The sequence below is a fragment of the Rhodosalinus sp. 5P4 genome, from assembly GCF_041365695.1.
In the GTDB taxonomy this organism is placed as follows: domain Bacteria; phylum Pseudomonadota; class Alphaproteobacteria; order Rhodobacterales; family Rhodobacteraceae; genus Rhodosalinus.
Map to the genome: position 1 here is coordinate 416,367 of NZ_JBGFSJ010000003.1, position 17,157 is coordinate 433,523.

Here is a 17,157-nt window from a genome sequence, read left to right on the forward strand (position 1 = left end):
GCCCGGCCGCTCAAGTCAGGCCGCCGCGAGCGCGCCCACGAGCGACGCGAAGAGCGCCCGCCCGTCGGTGCCGCCATGGGCCGGGTCCACGGCGCGTTCGGGATGCGGCATCATGCCCATCACGCGGCGGTTCTCGGAAAGGATGCCCGCGATGCCGCGCGCGGAGCCGTTGGGGTCGTCGAGATAGGTGAAGGCGATGCGATCCTCCCCCGCAAGCCTGTCGAGCGTGGCCCCGTCGGCGGAGTAGTTGCCGTCGTGGTGGGCCACCGGCACGACGATCTCCTGCCCCTCGGCGTAGTCGCGGGTGAAATCGCTCTCGGTCGTGGCGACGCAAAGCCGCTCCGGCCGGCAGACGAACTTCAGGCCCGCGTTCCGCATGAGCGCGCCGGGCAGAAGCCCGGTCTCGGTCAGCACCTGGAAGCCGTTGCAGATGCCCAGCGCGTAGCCGCCCCGCCCCGCATGCTCGACCACGGCCCGGCAGATCGGCGCGTTGGCGGCGATGGCGCCGCAGCGCAGGTAATCGCCGAAGGAAAAGCCGCCGGGCAGCGCCACGAGGTCGATCCCCTGCGGCAGTTCGGTTTCCTTGTGCCAGACCATGCTCACCTGCGCACCGCCGGCGGCGAGCGCCACGGCGAGGTCGCGGTCGCAGTTGGATCCGGGAAAGACGATGACGGCGGCGCGCATGGCGTGGTTCCTCAGCTGGCGAAATCGGTGATGACCGCGACCCCCGGCGGCGCGGGCCGGTCGAAGGCGGCAAGTTCCTCAGTGACGGAGGACAGCGCGATGTGCCGCGTGACGAGTGCCGAAAGATCGACGCGCCCCGCCTCGACGAGGCTCAGAAGCGACGGGTAGCGCCACGCCGGCATCCCCCGTGTGCCGTAAATCGCAAGCTGCCCGGAATAGACCGCGTCCATCGGCAGCGTCATGGCGACGTTGGCGCCGGCGGGCATTCCGACCAGCACCATCCGCCCCATCTTGCCGAGGCTCTTCAAGGCGCTTGCCGTGGTTTCCTCGATCCCGAGCGCCTCGACGGCGAGATCCGCGCCGCCGCCCGTGATCTCGCGCACGGCGAGGGCCGCGTCCGTCTCGCGGGCGTCGACCACCGCCTCGGCGCCGAGGGCGCGGGCGAATTCCAGCTTCTCGGGGACCACGTCCACCACGATCACCCGCGCGCCGAGGGCGCGGCCCAGAAGCAGGGCCGAGATACCCACCCCGCCGCCGCCGAAGACGGCGAGCCATTCGCCGGGGCCGAGCGCGGCACGGCCTGTCAGCGCCTGCCAGGCGGTGGTGACCCGGCAGCCGAGCCCCGCGGCGAGATCGGGGGCCACGGCAGGCGGAAGCGCGGTGAGGTTGGCGTCGGCATGGGCCACGGCGACATATTCGGCGAAGGCGCCCGGCACGGTGAAGCCCGGCAGGACCTGGCGCGCACAGGTGGTCTGGCGGCCCGCCGCGCAGGCCGGGCAGGCGCCGCAGGCCAGGATGAAGGGCGCGATCGCGCGATCGCCCTCGCGCCAGCGGGTCACGCCGTCGCCCACCGCGACGACCTCGCCGCAGTATTCGTGCCCGGGAATGTGGGGCAGCGCGACGTCCGGGTCGGCGCCCGTCCAGACATGCCAGTCGGATCGGCAGACGCCGCAGGCAAGCACGCGCAGCACCACGCCGCCCGGGGGCGGCGCCGGATCGGCCTCCGCGACGATGTCGAGAGGCGCGCGCCAGCCGGTGAGCCGCGCCGCCCGCATCAGCCCATCTCGATGTCGTAGCGTTCGATCACGGTGTTGGCGAGCAGCGCCTCGCACATCCGCTCGACGGTCTCGCGGTCGGTGCCGGGCGCGAGATCGAGTTCGATCACCTTGCCCTGGCGCACGCCCGTCACGCCCTCGAAGCCGAGGCTGCCCAGCGCATGGCGCACCGCCTCTCCCTGGGGGTCGAGCACGCCCTCCTTGAGCATGACATGCACCCGTGCCTTCATCGCGTCTCTCCCGTCTCGTTCGCCCCGGGCCCGTCGCGCCCGTCGTGCCGCCGCCCCCGGTTCGCGCCGGACCCCGCCCCGGTGACGCTCACCGCGGCGACGCGGCACGCGCCGGATCTCTGCCGAAGCGGGTCCTTGCGGTGAAGAGGGCCGAACATGCGCGCCGGGCCGGGGTCAGTTGATGAGGTGCGGTTTCGTCATCTGCCCGCCCTGCCTGGGCATCACGCCCAGCCGCCGGGCGACTTCCGTGTAGGCGTCCGACAGGTTCCCCAGATCACGGCGGAACACGTCCTTGTCGAGCTTCTCGCCGCTTTCCATGTCCCACAGCCGGCAGCTGTCGGGGCTGATCTCGTCGGCCACGATGAGGCGCTGGTAATCGCCCTCGTAGACGCGCCCGATCTCGATCTTGAAGTCCACCAGCCGGATGCCGACCGCCATCATCACCCCCGACAGGAAATCGTTCACCCGGAGCGCAAGCCGCACGATGTCGTCCATGTCCTGCTGCGAGGCCCATCCGAAGGCGTGGATGTGTTCCTCCGTCACCAGCGGGTCGCCCAGCTTGTCGTCCTTGTAGTAGTATTCGACGATGGGCTGTGGCAGCGGCGTGCCCTCCTCGATGCCAAGCCGCTTCGACATGGAGCCGGCGGCGAAGTTGCGCACCACCACCTCGAGGGGAATGATCTCGCAGGCCCGCACGAGCTGCTCGCGCATGTTGAGCCGCCGGATGAAATGGGTCGGCACGCCGACGTTGTTCAGCCCTGTCATGAAGAACTCGGACAAGCGGTTGTTGAGAACCCCCTTGCCCTCGATCACCTCGTGCTTCTCGGCGTTGAAGGCGGTCGCGTCGTCCTTGAAATACTGGACGAGCGTTCCGGGCTCGGGGCCTTCGTAGAGGATCTTCGCCTTGCCCTCGTAGATCTTCTTGCGGCGCGCCATGGGAATCCTTGCAGGTTGCGCCGAAAATGCGTTCCGGCGCCGATGCGCTCTCTTAGTGCATGGGGCCCCCGCCCGCAAGCCGCGCGACCCTTGCGGGCGAAGCCCCGGGCAGGCATATCTTGACCGAGCCCCGGACAGCCAAGGGAATCCCGAACCATGACCACCTTCAACGATCGCGAACGCGCCTTCGAGAACAAGTTCGCTCACGACGCCGAAATGCAGTTCAAGGCCGAGGCGCGGCGCAACAAGCTGCTCGCCTACTGGGCCGCGGAGCTTCTGGGCAAGTCGCCCGAGGAGGCAGCGGACTACGCCAAGGAGGTCATCAAGGCCGACTTCGAGGAGGCGGGCCACGAGGACGTGGTCCGCAAGGTCGCCGGGGATCTCGGCGACAAGGCCACGCCCGAAGAGGTGCGCGCCAAGATGGCCGAGCTGCTCGCCGAGGCGAAGGCGCAGCTTCTCGAGGAACACTGACACCGCGCGCCCGGCTCATGCTTAACATGAGCCGTTTGCGTTTGCCCGGCCCGGCGCTTCCGTGACAGGAAGGCCGGGCCATTCGCACGGAACGATCCGCATGACCGACGCTCTCTCCCGCCTGCTCGACGCGCGCCCGTGGCTGCTGGCCGACGGCGCGACCGGCACGACCCTTTTCAACATGGGGCTGCAATCCGGCGACGCGCCCGAGCTCTGGAACGTGGACCATCCCGACCGGATCCGCGCGCTCTACTCCGGCGCCGTCGAGGCGGGCAGCGATCTCTTCCTCACGAACTCCTTCGGCGGCAACGCCTCGCGGCTGAAGCTGCATTCCGCGCAGGACCGCGTGTTCGAGTTGAACAGGGCCGCCGCCGAGATCGGCCGCGAGATCGCCGACAAGGCCGGGCGGCCGGTCGTGGTGGCAGGCTCGGTCGGGCCCACGGGCGACATCATGGAGCCCGTCGGCACGCTCACCCACGCCGACGCGGTGGAGATGTTCCACGAGCAGGCCGAGGGGCTGAAGGCCGGCGGCGCGGACGTGCTCTGGCTGGAGACGATCAGCGCGCCGGAGGAGTATCGCGCCGCCGCCGAGGCGTTCCAGAAGGCGGACATGCCCTGGTGCGGGACCATGAGCTTCGACACCGCGGGGCGTACGATGATGGGCGTGACAGCGCCGGACATGGTCGCGCTGGTGGAGGGCCTGCCCAACCCGCCCATCGCCTTCGGGGCGAATTGCGGGACCGGTGCGGCGGACCTGATGCGCACGGTGCTGGGCTTCATGGAGGCCGGCCCGAAACGGCCCGTGATCGCCAAGGGCAACGCCGGCATCCCGAAATACGTGGACGGCCACATCCACTACGACGGCACCCCGGCGCTGATGGCCGATTACGCGGTGCTCGCACGCGACGCGGGCGCGCGGATCATCGGCGGCTGCTGCGGCACCATGCCCGAGCATCTGGAACGGATGCGCGAGGCGCTGGAGACGCGCCCGAAAGGCCCCGTGCCCACGCTCGAGCAGATCACCGCGGCGCTTGGCGACTTCTCGTCCGCGAGCGACGGCACCGGCGAGGACGAGCAGGGCGCGGCACCGCGCCGCCGTCGCCGCCGCCGGGGCTGAATGGCCCCGAGGCGCATCGAGCCCGGCCCGCCCTCGGCCCTGTCAGAAGAGCGAGGGCTGCGCCGGATCGCCCGATCCGGGCGGCGGTGCGAAGAGATCGGTGCGCAACTCCGGCAGCGCCTCGGCCAGCCCCTCGCGCCGGCAGGCCAGCGCGAAGCGCTGCGCCACGAGCGCGGCGTAGGGCCCCTCGCCCCGCATGCGCCGGCCCCAGTCGGAGGCGTAGTCGCGCCCGCCATGCATCTCCCGCAGCCGCGCCATCACGCGCCCCGCGCGATCCGGGTAGTGCTCGGCCAGCCAGTCCCGCCAGAGCTCGGAAACCTCCCGGGGCAGGCGCAGCATGACCCAGCTCGCCGCGACGGCGCCCGCCTGCCGCGCGGCCGCGAGGATCGACTCGAGCTCGGGGTCGGTGAGGCCGGGCACGACCGGCGAGACCATGACGCGCACCGGGACGCCCGCCTCGGACAGGCGCCGGATCATGGCGAGGCGCCGCGCCGGCGCGGGCGCGCGCGGCTCCATCCGGCGGGCGAGGCCCGCATCGAGCGTTGTGAGCGAAATGCCCACCCGCACCAGCCCCCGCGCCGCAAGGCGCGCGAGGATGTCGATGTCGCGCTCCACCACCGTGCCCCGCGTCACCACACCCACCGGATGCGCGAAGCGGTCCAGAACCGCGAGGCAGGCGCGCGTGTGCCCGCGGTCGCGCTCGACGGGTTGGTAGGGGTCGGTCGCGGTGCCGAGGGCGATCGTCGCGGGCCGGTAGGACGGGCGGGAGAGCTCACGCTCCAGCGCCGTGGCGATACCGGGCCGCGCCACGAGCCGCGTCTCGAAATCGAGCCCGGGCGAGAGGCCGAGATAGGCGTGGGTGGGCCGCGCGAAGCAGTAGACGCAGCCATGCTCGCAGCCGCGATAGGGGTTGAGCGAGCGGTCGAAGGGGATGTCGGGAGAGGCGTTGCGCGTGATCGCGCGCCGCGTCGCCTCTTCGGTCACGACCGTGCGCAGGACCGGCGTCTCCTCGGCGATGTCCCAGCCATCCTCCACCGCGACCCGCGCATGGCGCTCGAAGCGGCCCGCGCGGCAGCTCGCGGCGCCGCGGCCGGGGCGGCGGGCAGGATCGATGAGAGGCACGTCGCGCTCCATGGGGCGAGCGTAGAACACAAGAAGAACATTCGCAACGATGCGCGCGGGCGCGCCCGCGCCGCTCACAAAGCGCGGCCGCGTCGGTGCAGGCGCGGCGCATGTCGCAATCCGCCAAGTGCGGCTGCGACGAATTGACCAAACAGCACGAAGCAATTCCGCCGCGCCAGACTGCGGCGGCGTCAGGGGAACGCGACATGGCCGAAGAAGAAGACGACATCATCCTGTCCGAACTCGACGACGAGGAACTCGTCCAGCAGATGCACGACGACCTCTACGACGGTCTCAAGGACGAGATCGAGGAAAGCGTGAACATCCTGCTCGAGCGTGGCTGGCAGCCCTATGGCATCCTGACCGAGGCGCTCGTGGCCGGCATGACCATCGTGGGCAAGGACTTCCGCGACGGCATCCTTTTCGTGCCCGAGGTGCTTCTGGCCGCGAACGCGATGAAGGGCGGCATGGCGATCCTCAAGCCGCTGCTGGCCGAGACCGGCGCGCCGCGCATGGGCAAGATGGTGATCGGCACCGTGAAGGGCGACATCCACGACATCGGCAAGAACCTCGTCTCCATGATGATGGAGGGAGCGGGCTTCGAGGTGGTGGATCTCGGGATCAACAACCCGGTGGAGAACTACCTCGAGGCGCTGGAGGCCGAACAGCCCGACATCCTCGGCATGTCGGCCCTGCTGACGACCACCATGCCCTACATGAAGGTCGTGATCGACACGATGGTCGAGAAGGGCATCCGGGACGACTACATCGTGCTCGTGGGCGGCGCGCCGCTGAACGAGGAATTCGGCCGCGCGATCGGGGCGGATGCCTATTGCCGCGACGCCGCCGTGGCGGTCGAGACGGCCAAGGACTTCGTCCTGCGCAAGCACAACCAGATGACCGCGGGCGCCTGATACGCTCCTGTCTTTCGCTGCCGGCGCGCGCCACCCAAGGGGCGCGCCGGCCTTGGCCCGCGCGGCTTGGCGGGGCGGGGCGGCACCTTCCCGCGGGCCGGCAGGCAGACTAGGTTGGTCCCATGACGCCCGAGACGCCCGCCACCCTGCCCGACGACGCCACGCTCACCCGCGAGGGGCGGACCGTGCCCGCGCGGGCGGGGCGAGTGCTGCTGATCGCCTGCGGCGCCCTCGCGCGCGAAATCCTGGACCTCAAGGCCGCGAATGGCTGGGAGCACCTGGAGCTGCACTGCCTGCCGGCGATCCTGCACAATCACCCCGACCGCATCCCCGAGGCGGTGCGCGAGGCGGTCGCCCGCCACGGGAACGGTTTCGCACGGATCTGCGTGGTCTATGCCGATTGCGGTACCGGCGGCCATCTCGCGGCGGTCTGTGAGGAGCTCGGCGTGGAGATGGTCGCGGGGCCGCACTGCTACAGCTTCTTCGAGGGTAACCGCGCCTTCGCGACCCGCGCCGAGACGGAATTCACCGCCTTCTATCTCACCGATTTCCTCGTCCGGCAGTTCGACGCCTTCGTCTGGGAACCGCTCGGTCTCGACCGCCACCCGGAATTGCGCGACAGCTATTTCGGCCATTACGAAAAGCTCGTCTACCAGGCGCAGACCGACGATCCGGCACTGACCGACCGCGCCCGCGACTGCGCCGTGCGGCTCGGGCTGCCGTTCGAACGCCGGTTGACGGGATACGGCGACCTGGAGGGAACGCTCGCCCACTGGGCGCGGCAGGGCTGACGGGCGGCGCGTCCGGGGCGGCTGCGGCGCCGCGCGACAGTCCCACGGCACCCCGCACGCTCCAGGACTGCGCGGGGCTTTGCCGTGCGCGGTGCCCCTTACATCCCGGCCGCGCTTTCGCGGATGCGCTCGATCATGGCGCGCAGCCCGTTCGAGCGCTGCGCCGAAAGATGATCGTTCAGTTCCAGCCGCGCCAGTTCCGCCCGCGCATCGACGGCGGGCACCTCGTCCACGGGCAACCCGTTGTAGAGTTGCCGCAGCACCGCGATCAGCCCGCGCACGATCAGCGCGTCGCTGTCGCCGTCGAAATAGAACCGGCCCTCCTCGGCCCTGGGATGCAGCCATACCTGGCTCGCGCAGCCGTCGACCTTGGTGGCCGGCACCTTGAGCGCCGGGTCGAGCGGATCCATCGCCTTGCCCTGCTCGATCACGTAGCGATACCGGTCCTCCCAATCGTCGAGGAACTCGAAATCCGCCACGATGTCCTCGAAGGCCCCACTCGCCATCGCCTGATCCCCTGCATGTGCCATCACCCATGACCTAGGCGCGCCGGGCGGGCGGGTCCAGCCCCGCCTTGCCGCTTTTCAAGCCCGCGACGATGCGCTACTCGGAGGGAAAGGCGGGAAAAGGGGCAGTGTCCATGCGCAGATCGGTGACCGTGCTCGTGCTGGCGGCGACCCTCCTGGCGGGCTGTGCGACCGTGCGCGAGTCGCGCCTCAACCCGTTCAACTGGTTCGGCCGCTCCGTCCCCGTCGAGGCCGCGGGCGACACCAACCCGCTGATCCCGCAGCGGCGCGCCTTCGCCCGTCCCGAGGACGTCTATCGCGGCGTGCCGATCGACCAGATCACCGAGCTGCGCGTGGAGCCGATGCCGGGCGGCGCCATCGTGACGGCCACCGGCCTCGCCGCGCGCCAGGGCCCCTACGAGGTGCGGCTCGTGCCCCTCGGCGATCCCGACCGCGCGGATCTGCGTGCCTACAGCTTCAACGTGATCTATCCCGCCTACCGCACCGCGGTGGGTCCGGCCCGCTCGCGCGAGGTGACGGTGGCCACGTTCCTCTCGGACGGCGAGCTCGAGACCGTGCGAATGATCCGCGTGCAGGGCGCGCGCAACGCGCGCGAGTCGCGGCGCTGAAGGACCGGCTCAGCCCTCGGGCAGGTCCACCACGGCCACGTTGCGCCCCTTCGCGGCCAGCGCGATGCCCCCCTCGCAAAGCCGCAGCGCGTCGGCGCCGAACACCTCGCGCCGCCATCCCCTGAGCGCGGCCACGTCGCGCGCGCCGCCCGCGAGCGCGTCGAGATCGGCGGCCGAGGCGATGAGTTTCGACGCGACGCCCGCCTGCTCGGTCTTGGCCTTCAGAAGCACCCGAAGCAGATCGGCCAGTGCCGGATTGGCCTGCAGCTTGTCGCGTCCGCGCTCGGGCTGCGGCAGATCCTGCTGGGGGCATTCCAGACCCACGCGGACGGCCGTCAGGATCCCCTCGGCGATCTCGCCCTTGCGCGCCTCGCGCAACAGCAGGCGCGCGCGCGACAGCTCCTGCTGGTCGCGCGGCTTGGTCGAGGCAAGCTCCAGCAGCGCGTCGTCCTTGAAGACGCGCGAGCGCGGGATGTCGCGCGATTGCGCGTAGCCTTCGCGAAAGCGGGCAAGCTCGCGCACCACGGCAAGGAAGCGGGGCGAGTCGTTCCGCGTCTTGATACGCTTCCACGCATCCGAGGGGTGCAGCTCGTAGGTGGCCGGATCGGTGAGCGTCGAAAGCTCCTCCTCGACCCAGCCGGTGCGGCCGGTCTCCTTCAGTCGCCGCGCCAGATGCTCGTAGATCTGGCGCAGATGGGTCACGTCGGCCAGCGCGTAGGTTTTCTGCGCGTCGGTGAGCGGGCGGCGCGACCAGTCGGTGAAGCGCGAGGACTTGTCGAGCGGCGCCTTTGCGATCTTGCGCACCAGCGTCTCGTAGCCCACCTGCTCGCCGAAGCCGCAGACCATCGCGGCGACCTGCGTGTCGAAGAGCGGCTTCGGGATCACGCCCGCGTCCACGTAGAAGATCTCCAGATCCTGCCGCGCGGCATGAAAGACCTTCACCGTGCCCTCGTGGCGGAAAAGCTCGTAGAGCGGCGCGAGATCCAGATCGCCCGCGATCGGATCCACCAGCACCGCGTCGGCGTCGTCCTCGCCGGGCATGGCGAGCTGCACGAGGCAAAGCTTCGAGTAATAGGTCCGCTCGCGCAGGAACTCCGTGTCGACGGTCACGTAGGGGCGCGTCATCGCCTCGCGGCAGAAGGCGGTCAGCTCTTCGGTGTTGGTCAGTGTGCGCATGAAACCCTGTCGCTTGAAACCTTCGCTCGTGGCCTGCCCGTCCTCGCGACCGGGCGGCCGGGTGGTCGTAAGCCATGGCGGCGCGGATGAAAAGCGCCGCTCACGGCAGACGTACCGGCGTCGTGTCGCCGGCCGCGAAACGCCGAAGCACCGCGGGATAAAGGCGATGCTCGGCGGCCAGCACCCGCGTGGCCAGCGTGCCGGGGGTGTCGTCAGGCTCCACCGGTACCCGCGCCTGCCCGAGGATCGGGCCGTCGTCGAGCGCGGCCGTGACCTCGTGCACGGTGCAGCCATGCGCCTCGTCGCCCGCGGCGAGCGCGCGGGCATGCGTGTCGAGCCCGCGGTATTTCGGCAGAAGCGAGGGGTGGATGTTGAGAATCCGCCCCGCCCAGCGGCCCACGAAGCCTTCGCTCAGCACGCGCATGAAGCCCGCGAGGCAAAGAATGTCGGGCCGGGCCGGGGCGAGCGCGGCGTCGAGCGCGGCCTCGAAGCTTTCGCGGTCGGGAAACCGCGTGTGATCCACCACCGCCGTGGGCACGCCGAGCGCCTCGGCCCGCGCGAGCCCGCCCGCGCCGGGGCGGTTCGACAGGACCAGCACGGGGCGGGCGGGATGATCGCCCGCCATGCTTTCCACGAGGCGCACCATGTTGGAGCCGCCGCCCGAGATCAGGATGGCGACCCGCCGCGTCACCCGAGCGCGCCCCGGTAGCCGACCCCCTGCCCCGCGGTGACCCGGCCGATCCGGTGCACGGTCTCGCCCTCGGCGCGCAGCAGCGCGGCCAGCGCGTCGGCCCGGTCGGGCGCGACCACCGCCACCATGCCGATACCGCAGTTGAAGCTGCGCAGCATCTCGGCGCCGTCCACGCCGCCCTCGGCCATGATCCAGCCGAAGACCGGCGGCAGCGCCCAGGCGGCAAGATCGATCTCGGCGCCGAGCCCCTCGGGCAGGACGCGCGGCAGGTTCTCGGTGAGCCCGCCCCCGGTGATGTGGGCGAGTGCCTGAACGCCGCCCGCGCGCCGCGCCGCGAGCGCGGGTTTGACGTAAAGCCGCGTGGGGGTGAGAAGCGCCGCGCCGAGCGATCCCGCGCCCCAGGGGCACGGCGCGTCCCACGCGAGCCCCGCGCGCTCGGCCACCAGGCGCACGAGCGAGAAGCCGTTCGAATGCACGCCGTCCGAGGCGAGGCCCAGCAGCACGTCGCCCTCCGAGACGCCCGACGGAAGCGCCTGACCGCGTTCCATGGCGCCCACGGCGAAGCCCGCGAGGTCAAAGTCGCCCGCCGCGTACATGCCCGGCATCTCCGCCGTCTCGCCGCCGATGAGCGCCGCGCCCGACCGCGCGCAGCCCTCGGCGATTCCCTCGATCACGTCGGCCGCCGCATCGGGCTCGAGCCGCCCGGTCGCGAAATAGTCGAGAAAGAAGAGCGGCTCGGCCCCCTGGCAGACGAGGTCGTTCACGCACATCGCCACGAGATCGACCCCCACGCCCGCGAGCGTGCCGGTGTCGATGGCGATGCGCAGCTTGGTGCCCACCCCGTCGGTCGCAGCCACGAGGACCGGGTCAGCGTAGCCCGCCGCCTTGAGGTCGAAGAGCGCGCCGAACCCGCCGAGCCCGGCCATGACGCCCGGCCGCGCGGTGCGCGCGGCGGCGGGCTTGATCCGCTCCACCAGCGCCTCCCCGGCGTCGATATCGACGCCCGACCGGGCGTAGGTCAGTCCGTTCTTCTGGGTCATCGGCTGTGCTCCGGGCCGCTCGCGGGTGTGCGATGGCGTATCCCAACGCTCCGGACCCCGCAACTCCCGCGGCCGCGCCATTCACTCGCCCGATCAGGCGTCTTTCGGCTCGAAAACGAGGCTCGTGCCGTTGATGCAGTGCAGCACCTGCCCCTCGACCAGCAGGATATGGCCAAGATGGCTTCCGCAGCGGCGGCAATGCGCCTCGATCTCGGGTTTGGCGACCGGCTCGTCCTGCGATGTTCCGGCGCTCATGTCCGTCACCTGCACCTCGAAATACTGGATCCCGGTGAGGACGGCGTTGGGCTCGCTGTGGCGGAAGAAGACCCAGCCCTTGTCGAGCGGCTCCTTGTACCGCGCGTCGTAGGCGGGCAGGTCGCACCCCCGGCAGCGGTAGCGGCCGGCGCGGCCCTCGGTCATCAGGGGGCTCGTGTGCGGGCGCTCGGTGACTTCCTCGCGCAGAACGCGGAATTCCGCGTCGTCGAGCATGGCGCGCCACTCGGCCTCGCTGCGCTGGATCTCGAAGGCGAAATCGTCGCCGGCGGTGGCGGCATCCGCGGAACGCGGCCGGCCGGCCGCCAGCGTCGCGGCCGTCGCCGCCGCGGATCCCAGAAAGCTGCGGCGGCCCAGCCTGGCGTGATGTGCGTCGGTCATGGCATCTGTCTCCCTCTTGCGTGTCCGCACAGGCTACACCCGCCGCCCGCTCACACGCGACGAAACCCGTCGTGAGCCGGACGCAGGCCGCGCGCACGCCGCCGTGCGCAAGGCTGCGGTGACTCGTCGCGGCCCTGTAGGGTGGTCGTGAACGCCGCCGGCAAGCCACGCGTCGCGGACCAGGGCGCGCCCGGACACCGAGGCCGTTAAAGGCCATGATCGCAGGCGCAAGGCGCCGGTCACGGGACGTTCACCCGTGATCCTCGCAAGGTGTTTTGTGCGTGAACGGCCCGTGGACCTAGCGTCATCCCTGCCTGAACATCAACGAAGGAGGGCAACATGAAACTGAAGCTGAAAACCGTCATCTCCGGCCTCGTCGCCGCGAGCGCACTTTCCACTTTTGCCGTCGCTCAGGGCAGCGGCGACATGGAAAGCAACATGCAGGAGGGCGACTACCGCATCGAGATCATTGCCAAGGGCGACGCGCCGGTGGGCTATCGCATCTTCGCGGACGGCAACATCGTCCAGCTGCACGAATGCGGCATCGGCATGGAGGACTCGGTCTACGACAACAACGCCGCCGGGACCGTGTTCGACGGGCGCGACTGCTTCCAGGTGAGCGGGACCCTGCGCAACATCCAGGTGACCGACCGCGCGAACGCGACCATCCTCGTGAACGGCGAGGAAGTGTGAGGCCCCGGGCTCCTGCGGGGCGCGGCGGCACCGCCGCCGCGCCCTGCCTCGCCCCGCACGCGGTCCCGCCGCCGGGCGGACTTGACCTGACCACCCGCCCCTGCCAATCAGATCGCGGCGGGCCTGTAGCTCAATCGGTTAGAGCAGAGCGCTCATAACGCTTTGGTTGGGGGTTCGAGTCCCTCCGGGCCTACCATCGGTTCCCGAGGGGGTGGGGTGGTCCTGTTTCGCGGCAAACACGCCGGCCGGCCATTCCCCTTTGTCATCCTTGGCAGGCTGCCCAATCCCGATCGACCGCACTCGCACAAAAGCAGGCGCGCGCCCGCAATCTGGTGCGACCCTCGTGCCCGGTGTTTCCGGTTCGCGGGACCGAACCAGTACGCCGGCTCGGGGTGAGATGCCGACGGCGCCGGGATTGCGGCGCAGGAAGAAGGGGGGGGCCACGGCTGCCGCATGGCGTGAAGCGGCAACGGTGCTGACGATCCTGCAAGGCCTCGCGCTTTTTCGGCGCGAACAAGGACATGGTCGATGCCCAAGCTGGCCGGCGGGGCGCCTTCCTCCGGGGCCGTTTTCCACCTGATGAAGGCGCAGTGACGCCAGCCTTTTCCGTCCGGCGGGCGCGCGCTCCGACCGCTTGCGTCAGGGACGCGCAAGCATGGCCGGTGCGCGGCGGTCAGCGGCGCGAACCTGCCCCGTTGCCACCACCATGGCCGCCATTACCGTTACCACCACCATGGCCGCCACCACCATGGCCGCCACCGCCGTGGCCGCCATCGCCGCCGCCATTGCCGGAGCCGCCATGGCCGCCGCCGCCACCACCACGACCGGACCCGTCCGCGTCGAGCTTGCCATTCGCGTTTCTGGCCAGCGCGCCGCGCATCTCGTCTTCGCCCGGGGTATCGGCGCTGCGCGCCTGGTTCGCGTCGTGATACTTGGACAGGACGGTATCGTCCTCGCCCGCCCAGGGATTGCCGTGGTCCGCCTGCAGCGGTGCGCCAAGGCATAGCGTTGTTGCGACGAAGGTCGCGGCCAGTGTCGATCGTTTCATGAAAGTCTCCTCGCTCAGGTCAGCCCCCCACCTGGAACGGGAAGATATCACACATAACGCAATCGTGATATATCAAATATGGAATTCGTTGCGGCCTGCGCAGGAAACCGCCGGCACGGTGCGGCGGCGTCCGGCTCAACGCAGCGGGTGCAGGTTTTCGGCCGGCACCGTCGCGCGCACCTCCCGTCCCATCATCGAGAACAGGACCCGCAACCGCGCCGGTTCATCCATCGCCTCGATCCGGCCCGCGAGATCGGTAAAGGGCCCGGCCACCACGCGCACCCGGTCGCCCTCCGCGAGGCAGGGCGCGCCGATCAGCCGGCCCTCTTCATCGCAGCGCGCGCGCAGCACGTCCACGAAGCCCGCAGGCAGCGGGCTCGGCCCGCGCTGGGCCGTCTGCACCAGACGCGCCACGCCGCGCGTGCCCTGCACCGCGCGCCAGGGGCCCGCCCGGGGCGTCGCGCGGACGAAGAGGTAACCGGGAAACAGCAGGCGGCGCAGGCCGCGCAGCCGGCGGCCCCGGCGGCTCGTCTCGAGGCGCCAGGGGGCGAAGGTGTCGAAACCCTGCCGGCCGAGATGGGTGACGGCCATGGAAAGACCGTTCGGCTTGAGCTGCGCGACGAACCACCCATCGCTTTCCACCCGGGTGGCGCAGGTGTCGGCGACGGCGTGCAAGCTCATGTTTTCGGGCCACTCCTGTGCGTGTGGGAAGGCTCCGGAAAACTGGTTAAGACACCGTTAATGGGCGATATTAAAAATGAATTGACCCGCATGGCGGGAATCCGCGAAGGTCGTGCCATGACCGCGCCGCGGATATCACGGGCGCCCTGACCGGGCGACTTCCGCTGCGGTAGCCATGGCGCGCCTGCCCCCCCCCACGCGCCGCCTTTCCGATCATGAACGACGCCCGCCCCATCGACGCGCCGCCCCATGCCGCGCTTCTTCGCCGCCGGATCGCGTCGCGCGACGCGATTTTCGGCGTGGTGGGCCTTGGCCATGTCGGCCTGCCGCTCGCGGCGGTGGCGGCCGGCGCGGGACTTTCCACGCTCGGCTTCGACATCGACGACGCGACCTGCGCGGCGCTCATGCGCGGCGAAAGCCATTTGCGGCACTTCCCCTCCGAGGGGATCTCCGGACCCGTCGCGGCGGGGCGGCTTCGGGCCACCACCGATGTCGCGCGCCTCGCGGAGCCCGACGTGCTGGCGATCTGCGTGCCGACGCCGCTCACCGACGCGCGGGAGCCCGATCTCGGCCCGCTGACCCGCGCCGCGCGGGACATCGCCGCGCGGCTGCGGCCGGGGCAACTCGTGATCGTCGAGTCGACCACCTATCCCGGCACCACCGAGGAGGTCGTGCGGCCCATCCTCGAGGCGGGCGGCCTCGTCTGCGGGCACGACGTCTTCCTCGCCTTCGCGCCGGAGCGCGAGGATCCCGGCAACACCGCCTTCGGGACGCGGAACACCCCCAAGGTGGTCGGCGGGTCCTGCCCGGAGGCGCGGCGGCTCGCCCGCGACCTCTACGGCCTTTTCACCGACCGCGTCGTCACCGTGTCCGACACCCGCACCGCGGAGGCGGTGAAGCTGGCCGAAAACGTGTTCCGCGCCGTGAACATCGCGCTCGCGAACGAGCTCAAGGACGTGCTGGAGCCGATGGGCGTGGACATCTGGGAGGTGATCGAGGCCGCGGCCACCAAGCCCTTCGGCTACATGCCCTTCCATCCGGGGCCGGGCCTTGGCGGGCACTGCATCCCGGTGGACCCCCACTACCTTGCCTGGAAGGCGCGCGCGCACGGGCGGGCCGCGCGGGTCGTCGAGCTTGCCGCGGAGATCAACGCGGCGATGCCCGGCCGCGTCGCGGACCGCGTCGCCGAGGCGCTCGCGCGGCGGGGCGGGACGGGCGTGCGCGGCGCACGGATCCTCGTTCTGGGCGTGGCCTACAAGAGGAACGTGGCCGATGTGCGCGAAAGCCCCGCGCTTCGGATCATCGAGCGGCTCGAGGCGATGGGCGCGGCCGCGGATTTCCACGACCCGCAGGTCGCGCGCCTGCCCGCCCTCGCCGCGCATCCCGGCCTCTCGGGCCGCGCGGGCGTGGCGTGGCGCGACGACCTCGCCGCGGGCTATGACGCGGCGCTCGTCGTCACCGACCACGACGCCGTGGATTACCGCGCGGTGGTGCGCCATGCGCCCCTCGTCGTGGACACGCGCAACGCCTGCCGCCGCGCCGGGGCATCGGGCGCCAACCTCGTGCTCGCCTGAGACGAGATGGCCGGAGGCTCCCGGATCGACTGCGTGGTGGGCGCCCGGCCCAATTTCGTGAAGATGGCGCCGATCCTCCGCGCGCTCCGCGCCGAGGGCATCTTCGCGCCGCGGCTTCTGCACACCGGCCAGCACTACGACCCCGAGATGGACGCGGTGTTCTTCGAGGAGCTCGGGCTGCCGCGCCCCGACGTGCATCTCGGCGCGGGCGGCGGCACGCAGACGGTGCAGACCGCCCGGATCATGGAGCGGCTCGACGCCGCTTTCGCGACCGATCGCCCGGCGCTCGTGCTGGTCGTGGGCGACGTGACCTCCACCCTCGCCGCCGCGCTCGTGGCCGCCCAGCACCGGATCCCGCTCGCCCATGTGGAGGCGGGGCTTCGCAGCGGCGACCGCGCCATGCCCGAAGAGATCAACCGGCTCGTGACCGACCGGCTCTCCGATCTGCTTCTGACCACGGAACGCACGGCGCAGGGCCGTCTTGAGGCGGAGGGCGTGTGCAGGACGCGCATCCGCTTCGTCGGCAACGTGATGATCGACACGCTGTGCGAGGCGCTGCCGCGGACCCGCCCGGCGGCCGAAACCATCGCCGCGCAGGACGGCGCGGGACGGTTCGGCAGTGCCTGGCGCGCGGCCTTCGGCGTCGTCACGCTGCACCGGCCTTCGAACGTGGACGACCCCGCGCGGCTTTCCTCCGGTCTCGCCGCGCTGGAGCGGATCGCGGCGCGGCTTCCGCTGGTCTGGCCGCTTCACCCGCGCACCCGCGCGCGCCTCGCGGAGACGGCGCTCCTGCCGCGCCTCGAGGGCTGCAAGGGGCTGCTCGTCACGCCGCCGCTGGGCTACCTGTCGATGCTGGGGCTGCTGCGCGAGGCGCGGCTCGCGATCACCGACAGCGGCGGGGTGCAGGAGGAGACCACGGCGCTCGGCGTGCCGTGCCTCACGCTGCGCGACAGCACCGAACGGCCGGTGACCATCGCAGAGGGCACCAACACGCTGTTGGGAACCGACCCTGCCGCCCTCGGCCCGGCGGTGGCGCGGGCGCTCTCGGGAGGGGCCGGGCCGGTCCGCCGCCCCGAACTCTGGGACGGGCGCGCGGCCCCTCGCGTCGCCCGTGCCGTGCGGGACTTCCTGATCCCGGCCTGAGC

Annotated in this window: 20 protein-coding genes and 1 tRNA gene; 9 read left to right on the plus strand and 12 right to left on the minus strand. The window is 71.1% G+C overall.

From position 1 onward, the window contains the following. Window positions 1-15 precede the first annotated feature (15 nt). The 4 genes from purQ to purC form a co-directional block, all read right to left on the minus strand. Window positions 16-684 (minus strand): phosphoribosylformylglycinamidine synthase subunit PurQ, encoded by a 669-nt coding sequence (gene purQ / locus AB6A69_RS07440; RefSeq protein WP_371060293.1) that lies wholly within the window; start codon window positions 682-684, stop codon window positions 16-18. Window positions 685-695: 11 nt separating this feature from the next. Beyond that, window positions 696-1,739 (minus strand): alcohol dehydrogenase catalytic domain-containing protein, encoded by a 1,044-nt coding sequence (locus AB6A69_RS07445; RefSeq protein ID WP_371054380.1) that lies wholly within the window; start codon window positions 1,737-1,739, stop codon window positions 696-698. After that, window positions 1,739-1,969 carry a phosphoribosylformylglycinamidine synthase subunit PurS gene (purS, locus tag AB6A69_RS07450; RefSeq protein WP_371037686.1) on the minus strand — a complete coding sequence of 77 codons (231 nt, stop codon included), beginning with the start codon at window positions 1,967-1,969 and terminating at the stop codon, window positions 1,739-1,741. The genes AB6A69_RS07445 and purS overlap by 1 nt, the downstream gene beginning before the upstream one ends. 174 nt (window positions 1,970-2,143) lie before the next feature. Then, window positions 2,144-2,905 (minus strand): phosphoribosylaminoimidazolesuccinocarboxamide synthase, encoded by a 762-nt coding sequence (gene purC, locus AB6A69_RS07455; protein ID WP_371037687.1) that lies wholly within the window; start codon window positions 2,903-2,905, stop codon window positions 2,144-2,146. A 156-nt stretch (window positions 2,906-3,061) separates the two neighbouring features. Between purC and AB6A69_RS07460 the strand changes: the two genes are divergently transcribed. Then, window positions 3,062-3,376 carry a DUF1476 domain-containing protein gene (locus tag AB6A69_RS07460; RefSeq protein WP_371037688.1) on the plus strand — a complete coding sequence of 105 codons (315 nt, stop codon included), beginning with the start codon at window positions 3,062-3,064 and terminating at the stop codon, window positions 3,374-3,376. A gap of 100 nt (window positions 3,377-3,476) precedes the next feature. After that, a complete protein-coding gene (bmt, locus tag AB6A69_RS07465) occupies window positions 3,477-4,493 on the plus strand; it encodes a betaine--homocysteine S-methyltransferase (RefSeq protein ID WP_371060294.1) in 1,017 nt (338 codons plus the stop codon). 42 nt (window positions 4,494-4,535) lie between these two features. Here the strand turns inward: bmt and AB6A69_RS07470 are convergent, their stop codons facing one another. Next, window positions 4,536-5,627, minus strand: coding sequence for a PA0069 family radical SAM protein (locus AB6A69_RS07470; protein WP_371060295.1), 1,092 nt, complete (start codon window positions 5,625-5,627; stop codon window positions 4,536-4,538). 194 nt (window positions 5,628-5,821) lie between these two features. Here AB6A69_RS07470 and AB6A69_RS07475 point away from each other — a divergent pair, with 194 nt between their 5' ends. Together AB6A69_RS07475 and AB6A69_RS07480 are read left to right on the plus strand one after the other, a co-directional pair. Beyond that, window positions 5,822-6,529, plus strand: coding sequence for a corrinoid protein (locus AB6A69_RS07475; RefSeq protein ID WP_371037690.1), 708 nt, complete (start codon window positions 5,822-5,824; stop codon window positions 6,527-6,529). A 122-nt stretch (window positions 6,530-6,651) separates the two neighbouring features. Next, the gene (locus AB6A69_RS07480; RefSeq protein WP_371060296.1) at window positions 6,652-7,320 is read left to right on the plus strand and encodes a DUF1638 domain-containing protein; all 669 of its coding nucleotides are present in this window, start codon (window positions 6,652-6,654) and stop codon (window positions 7,318-7,320) included. 98 nt (window positions 7,321-7,418) lie between these two features. On the opposite strand, the gene AB6A69_RS07485 is transcribed toward AB6A69_RS07480, so the two are convergent. After that, complete coding sequence (locus AB6A69_RS07485) at window positions 7,419-7,826, minus strand: SufE family protein (RefSeq protein ID WP_371037692.1); 408 nt, start codon at window positions 7,824-7,826, stop codon at window positions 7,419-7,421. 134 nt (window positions 7,827-7,960) lie between these two features. Here AB6A69_RS07485 and AB6A69_RS07490 point away from each other — a divergent pair, with 134 nt between their 5' ends. Further along, window positions 7,961-8,455 carry a hypothetical protein gene (locus tag AB6A69_RS07490; RefSeq protein WP_371037693.1) on the plus strand — a complete coding sequence of 165 codons (495 nt, stop codon included), beginning with the start codon at window positions 7,961-7,963 and terminating at the stop codon, window positions 8,453-8,455. A 9-nt stretch (window positions 8,456-8,464) separates the two neighbouring features. Here the strand turns inward: AB6A69_RS07490 and rnd are convergent, their stop codons facing one another. The 4 genes from rnd to AB6A69_RS07510 all read right to left on the minus strand — a co-directional run bounded on the left by rnd (window position 8,465) and on the right by AB6A69_RS07510 (window position 12,016). Continuing rightward, window positions 8,465-9,631 carry a ribonuclease D gene (gene rnd, locus AB6A69_RS07495; RefSeq protein ID WP_371060297.1) on the minus strand — a complete coding sequence of 389 codons (1,167 nt, stop codon included), beginning with the start codon at window positions 9,629-9,631 and terminating at the stop codon, window positions 8,465-8,467. 100 nt (window positions 9,632-9,731) lie between these two features. Beyond that, the gene (gene purN / locus AB6A69_RS07500) at window positions 9,732-10,322 is read right to left on the minus strand and encodes a phosphoribosylglycinamide formyltransferase (protein ID WP_371060298.1); all 591 of its coding nucleotides are present in this window, start codon (window positions 10,320-10,322) and stop codon (window positions 9,732-9,734) included. Further along, window positions 10,319-11,362, minus strand: a complete 1,044-nt coding sequence (purM, locus tag AB6A69_RS07505) for a phosphoribosylformylglycinamidine cyclo-ligase (protein WP_371060299.1) — start codon at window positions 11,360-11,362, stop codon at window positions 10,319-10,321. Before purM ends, purN begins: the two co-directional genes overlap by 4 nt. A gap of 93 nt (window positions 11,363-11,455) precedes the next feature. Next, window positions 11,456-12,016 carry a peptide-methionine (R)-S-oxide reductase gene (locus tag AB6A69_RS07510; protein ID WP_371060300.1) on the minus strand — a complete coding sequence of 187 codons (561 nt, stop codon included), beginning with the start codon at window positions 12,014-12,016 and terminating at the stop codon, window positions 11,456-11,458. A 339-nt stretch (window positions 12,017-12,355) separates the two neighbouring features. On the opposite strand from AB6A69_RS07510, the gene AB6A69_RS07515 reads away from it, so the two are divergent. Further along, on the plus strand, window positions 12,356-12,709 hold the full coding sequence (locus AB6A69_RS07515; RefSeq protein ID WP_371060301.1) for a hypothetical protein: 354 nt from the start codon (window positions 12,356-12,358) through the stop codon (window positions 12,707-12,709). A 119-nt stretch (window positions 12,710-12,828) separates the two neighbouring features. Then, a tRNA-Ile gene (locus AB6A69_RS07520) sits at window positions 12,829-12,905 on the plus strand. A gap of 477 nt (window positions 12,906-13,382) precedes the next feature. On the opposite strand, the gene AB6A69_RS07525 is transcribed toward AB6A69_RS07520, so the two are convergent. Both AB6A69_RS07525 and AB6A69_RS07530 read right to left on the minus strand, forming a co-directional pair. Next, on the minus strand, window positions 13,383-13,757 hold the full coding sequence (locus tag AB6A69_RS07525) for a hypothetical protein (RefSeq protein WP_371060302.1): 375 nt from the start codon (window positions 13,755-13,757) through the stop codon (window positions 13,383-13,385). A 135-nt stretch (window positions 13,758-13,892) separates the two neighbouring features. Further along, entirely contained in the window at window positions 13,893-14,438 is a 546-nt protein-coding gene (locus tag AB6A69_RS07530) for a transcription termination/antitermination protein NusG (RefSeq protein ID WP_371060303.1), read from the minus strand. Window positions 14,439-14,653: 215 nt separating this feature from the next. Here AB6A69_RS07530 and AB6A69_RS07535 point away from each other — a divergent pair, with 215 nt between their 5' ends. Beyond that, window positions 14,654-16,012: a nucleotide sugar dehydrogenase gene (locus AB6A69_RS07535; protein WP_371060304.1), complete on the plus strand. Its 1,359-nt coding sequence runs from the start codon at window positions 14,654-14,656 to the stop codon at window positions 16,010-16,012. A 6-nt stretch (window positions 16,013-16,018) separates the two neighbouring features. Beyond that, a complete protein-coding gene (gene wecB, locus AB6A69_RS07540; protein ID WP_371060305.1) occupies window positions 16,019-17,155 on the plus strand; it encodes a non-hydrolyzing UDP-N-acetylglucosamine 2-epimerase in 1,137 nt (378 codons plus the stop codon). Window positions 17,156-17,157: the final 2 nt, after the last annotated feature.

What these genes read in the sequence shown, in the direction of transcription:
- AB6A69_RS07460 (WP_371037688.1), top strand. Translation starts at nt 3,062, where the DNA reads ATGACCACCTTCAACGATCGCGAACGCGCCTTCGAGAACAAGTTCGCT.
- purC (WP_371037687.1), bottom strand. Translation starts at nt 2,905, where the DNA reads ATGGCGCGCCGCAAGAAGATCTACGAGGGCAAGGCGAAGATCCTCTAC.
- purM (WP_371060299.1), bottom strand. Translation starts at nt 11,362, where the DNA reads ATGACCCAGAAGAACGGACTGACCTACGCCCGGTCGGGCGTCGATATC.
- rnd (WP_371060297.1), bottom strand. Translation starts at nt 9,631, where the DNA reads ATGCGCACACTGACCAACACCGAAGAGCTGACCGCCTTCTGCCGCGAG.
- AB6A69_RS07530 (WP_371060303.1), bottom strand. Translation starts at nt 14,438, where the DNA reads ATGAGCTTGCACGCCGTCGCCGACACCTGCGCCACCCGGGTGGAAAGC.
- AB6A69_RS07525 (WP_371060302.1), bottom strand. Translation starts at nt 13,757, where the DNA reads ATGAAACGATCGACACTGGCCGCGACCTTCGTCGCAACAACGCTATGC.
- AB6A69_RS07445 (WP_371054380.1), bottom strand. Translation starts at nt 1,739, where the DNA reads ATGCGGGCGGCGCGGCTCACCGGCTGGCGCGCGCCTCTCGACATCGTC.
- purQ (WP_371060293.1), bottom strand. Translation starts at nt 684, where the DNA reads ATGCGCGCCGCCGTCATCGTCTTTCCCGGATCCAACTGCGACCGCGAC.
- AB6A69_RS07475 (WP_371037690.1), top strand. Translation starts at nt 5,822, where the DNA reads ATGGCCGAAGAAGAAGACGACATCATCCTGTCCGAACTCGACGACGAG.
- AB6A69_RS07490 (WP_371037693.1), top strand. Translation starts at nt 7,961, where the DNA reads ATGCGCAGATCGGTGACCGTGCTCGTGCTGGCGGCGACCCTCCTGGCG.
- AB6A69_RS07470 (WP_371060295.1), bottom strand. Translation starts at nt 5,627, where the DNA reads ATGGAGCGCGACGTGCCTCTCATCGATCCTGCCCGCCGCCCCGGCCGC.
- AB6A69_RS07480 (WP_371060296.1), top strand. Translation starts at nt 6,652, where the DNA reads ATGACGCCCGAGACGCCCGCCACCCTGCCCGACGACGCCACGCTCACC.
- AB6A69_RS07510 (WP_371060300.1), bottom strand. Translation starts at nt 12,016, where the DNA reads ATGACCGACGCACATCACGCCAGGCTGGGCCGCCGCAGCTTTCTGGGA.
- AB6A69_RS07515 (WP_371060301.1), top strand. Translation starts at nt 12,356, where the DNA reads ATGAAACTGAAGCTGAAAACCGTCATCTCCGGCCTCGTCGCCGCGAGC.
- bmt (WP_371060294.1), top strand. Translation starts at nt 3,477, where the DNA reads ATGACCGACGCTCTCTCCCGCCTGCTCGACGCGCGCCCGTGGCTGCTG.
- purS (WP_371037686.1), bottom strand. Translation starts at nt 1,969, where the DNA reads ATGAAGGCACGGGTGCATGTCATGCTCAAGGAGGGCGTGCTCGACCCC.
- AB6A69_RS07535 (WP_371060304.1), top strand. Translation starts at nt 14,654, where the DNA reads ATGAACGACGCCCGCCCCATCGACGCGCCGCCCCATGCCGCGCTTCTT.
- AB6A69_RS07485 (WP_371037692.1), bottom strand. Translation starts at nt 7,826, where the DNA reads ATGGCGAGTGGGGCCTTCGAGGACATCGTGGCGGATTTCGAGTTCCTC.
- wecB (WP_371060305.1), top strand. Translation starts at nt 16,019, where the DNA reads ATGGCCGGAGGCTCCCGGATCGACTGCGTGGTGGGCGCCCGGCCCAAT.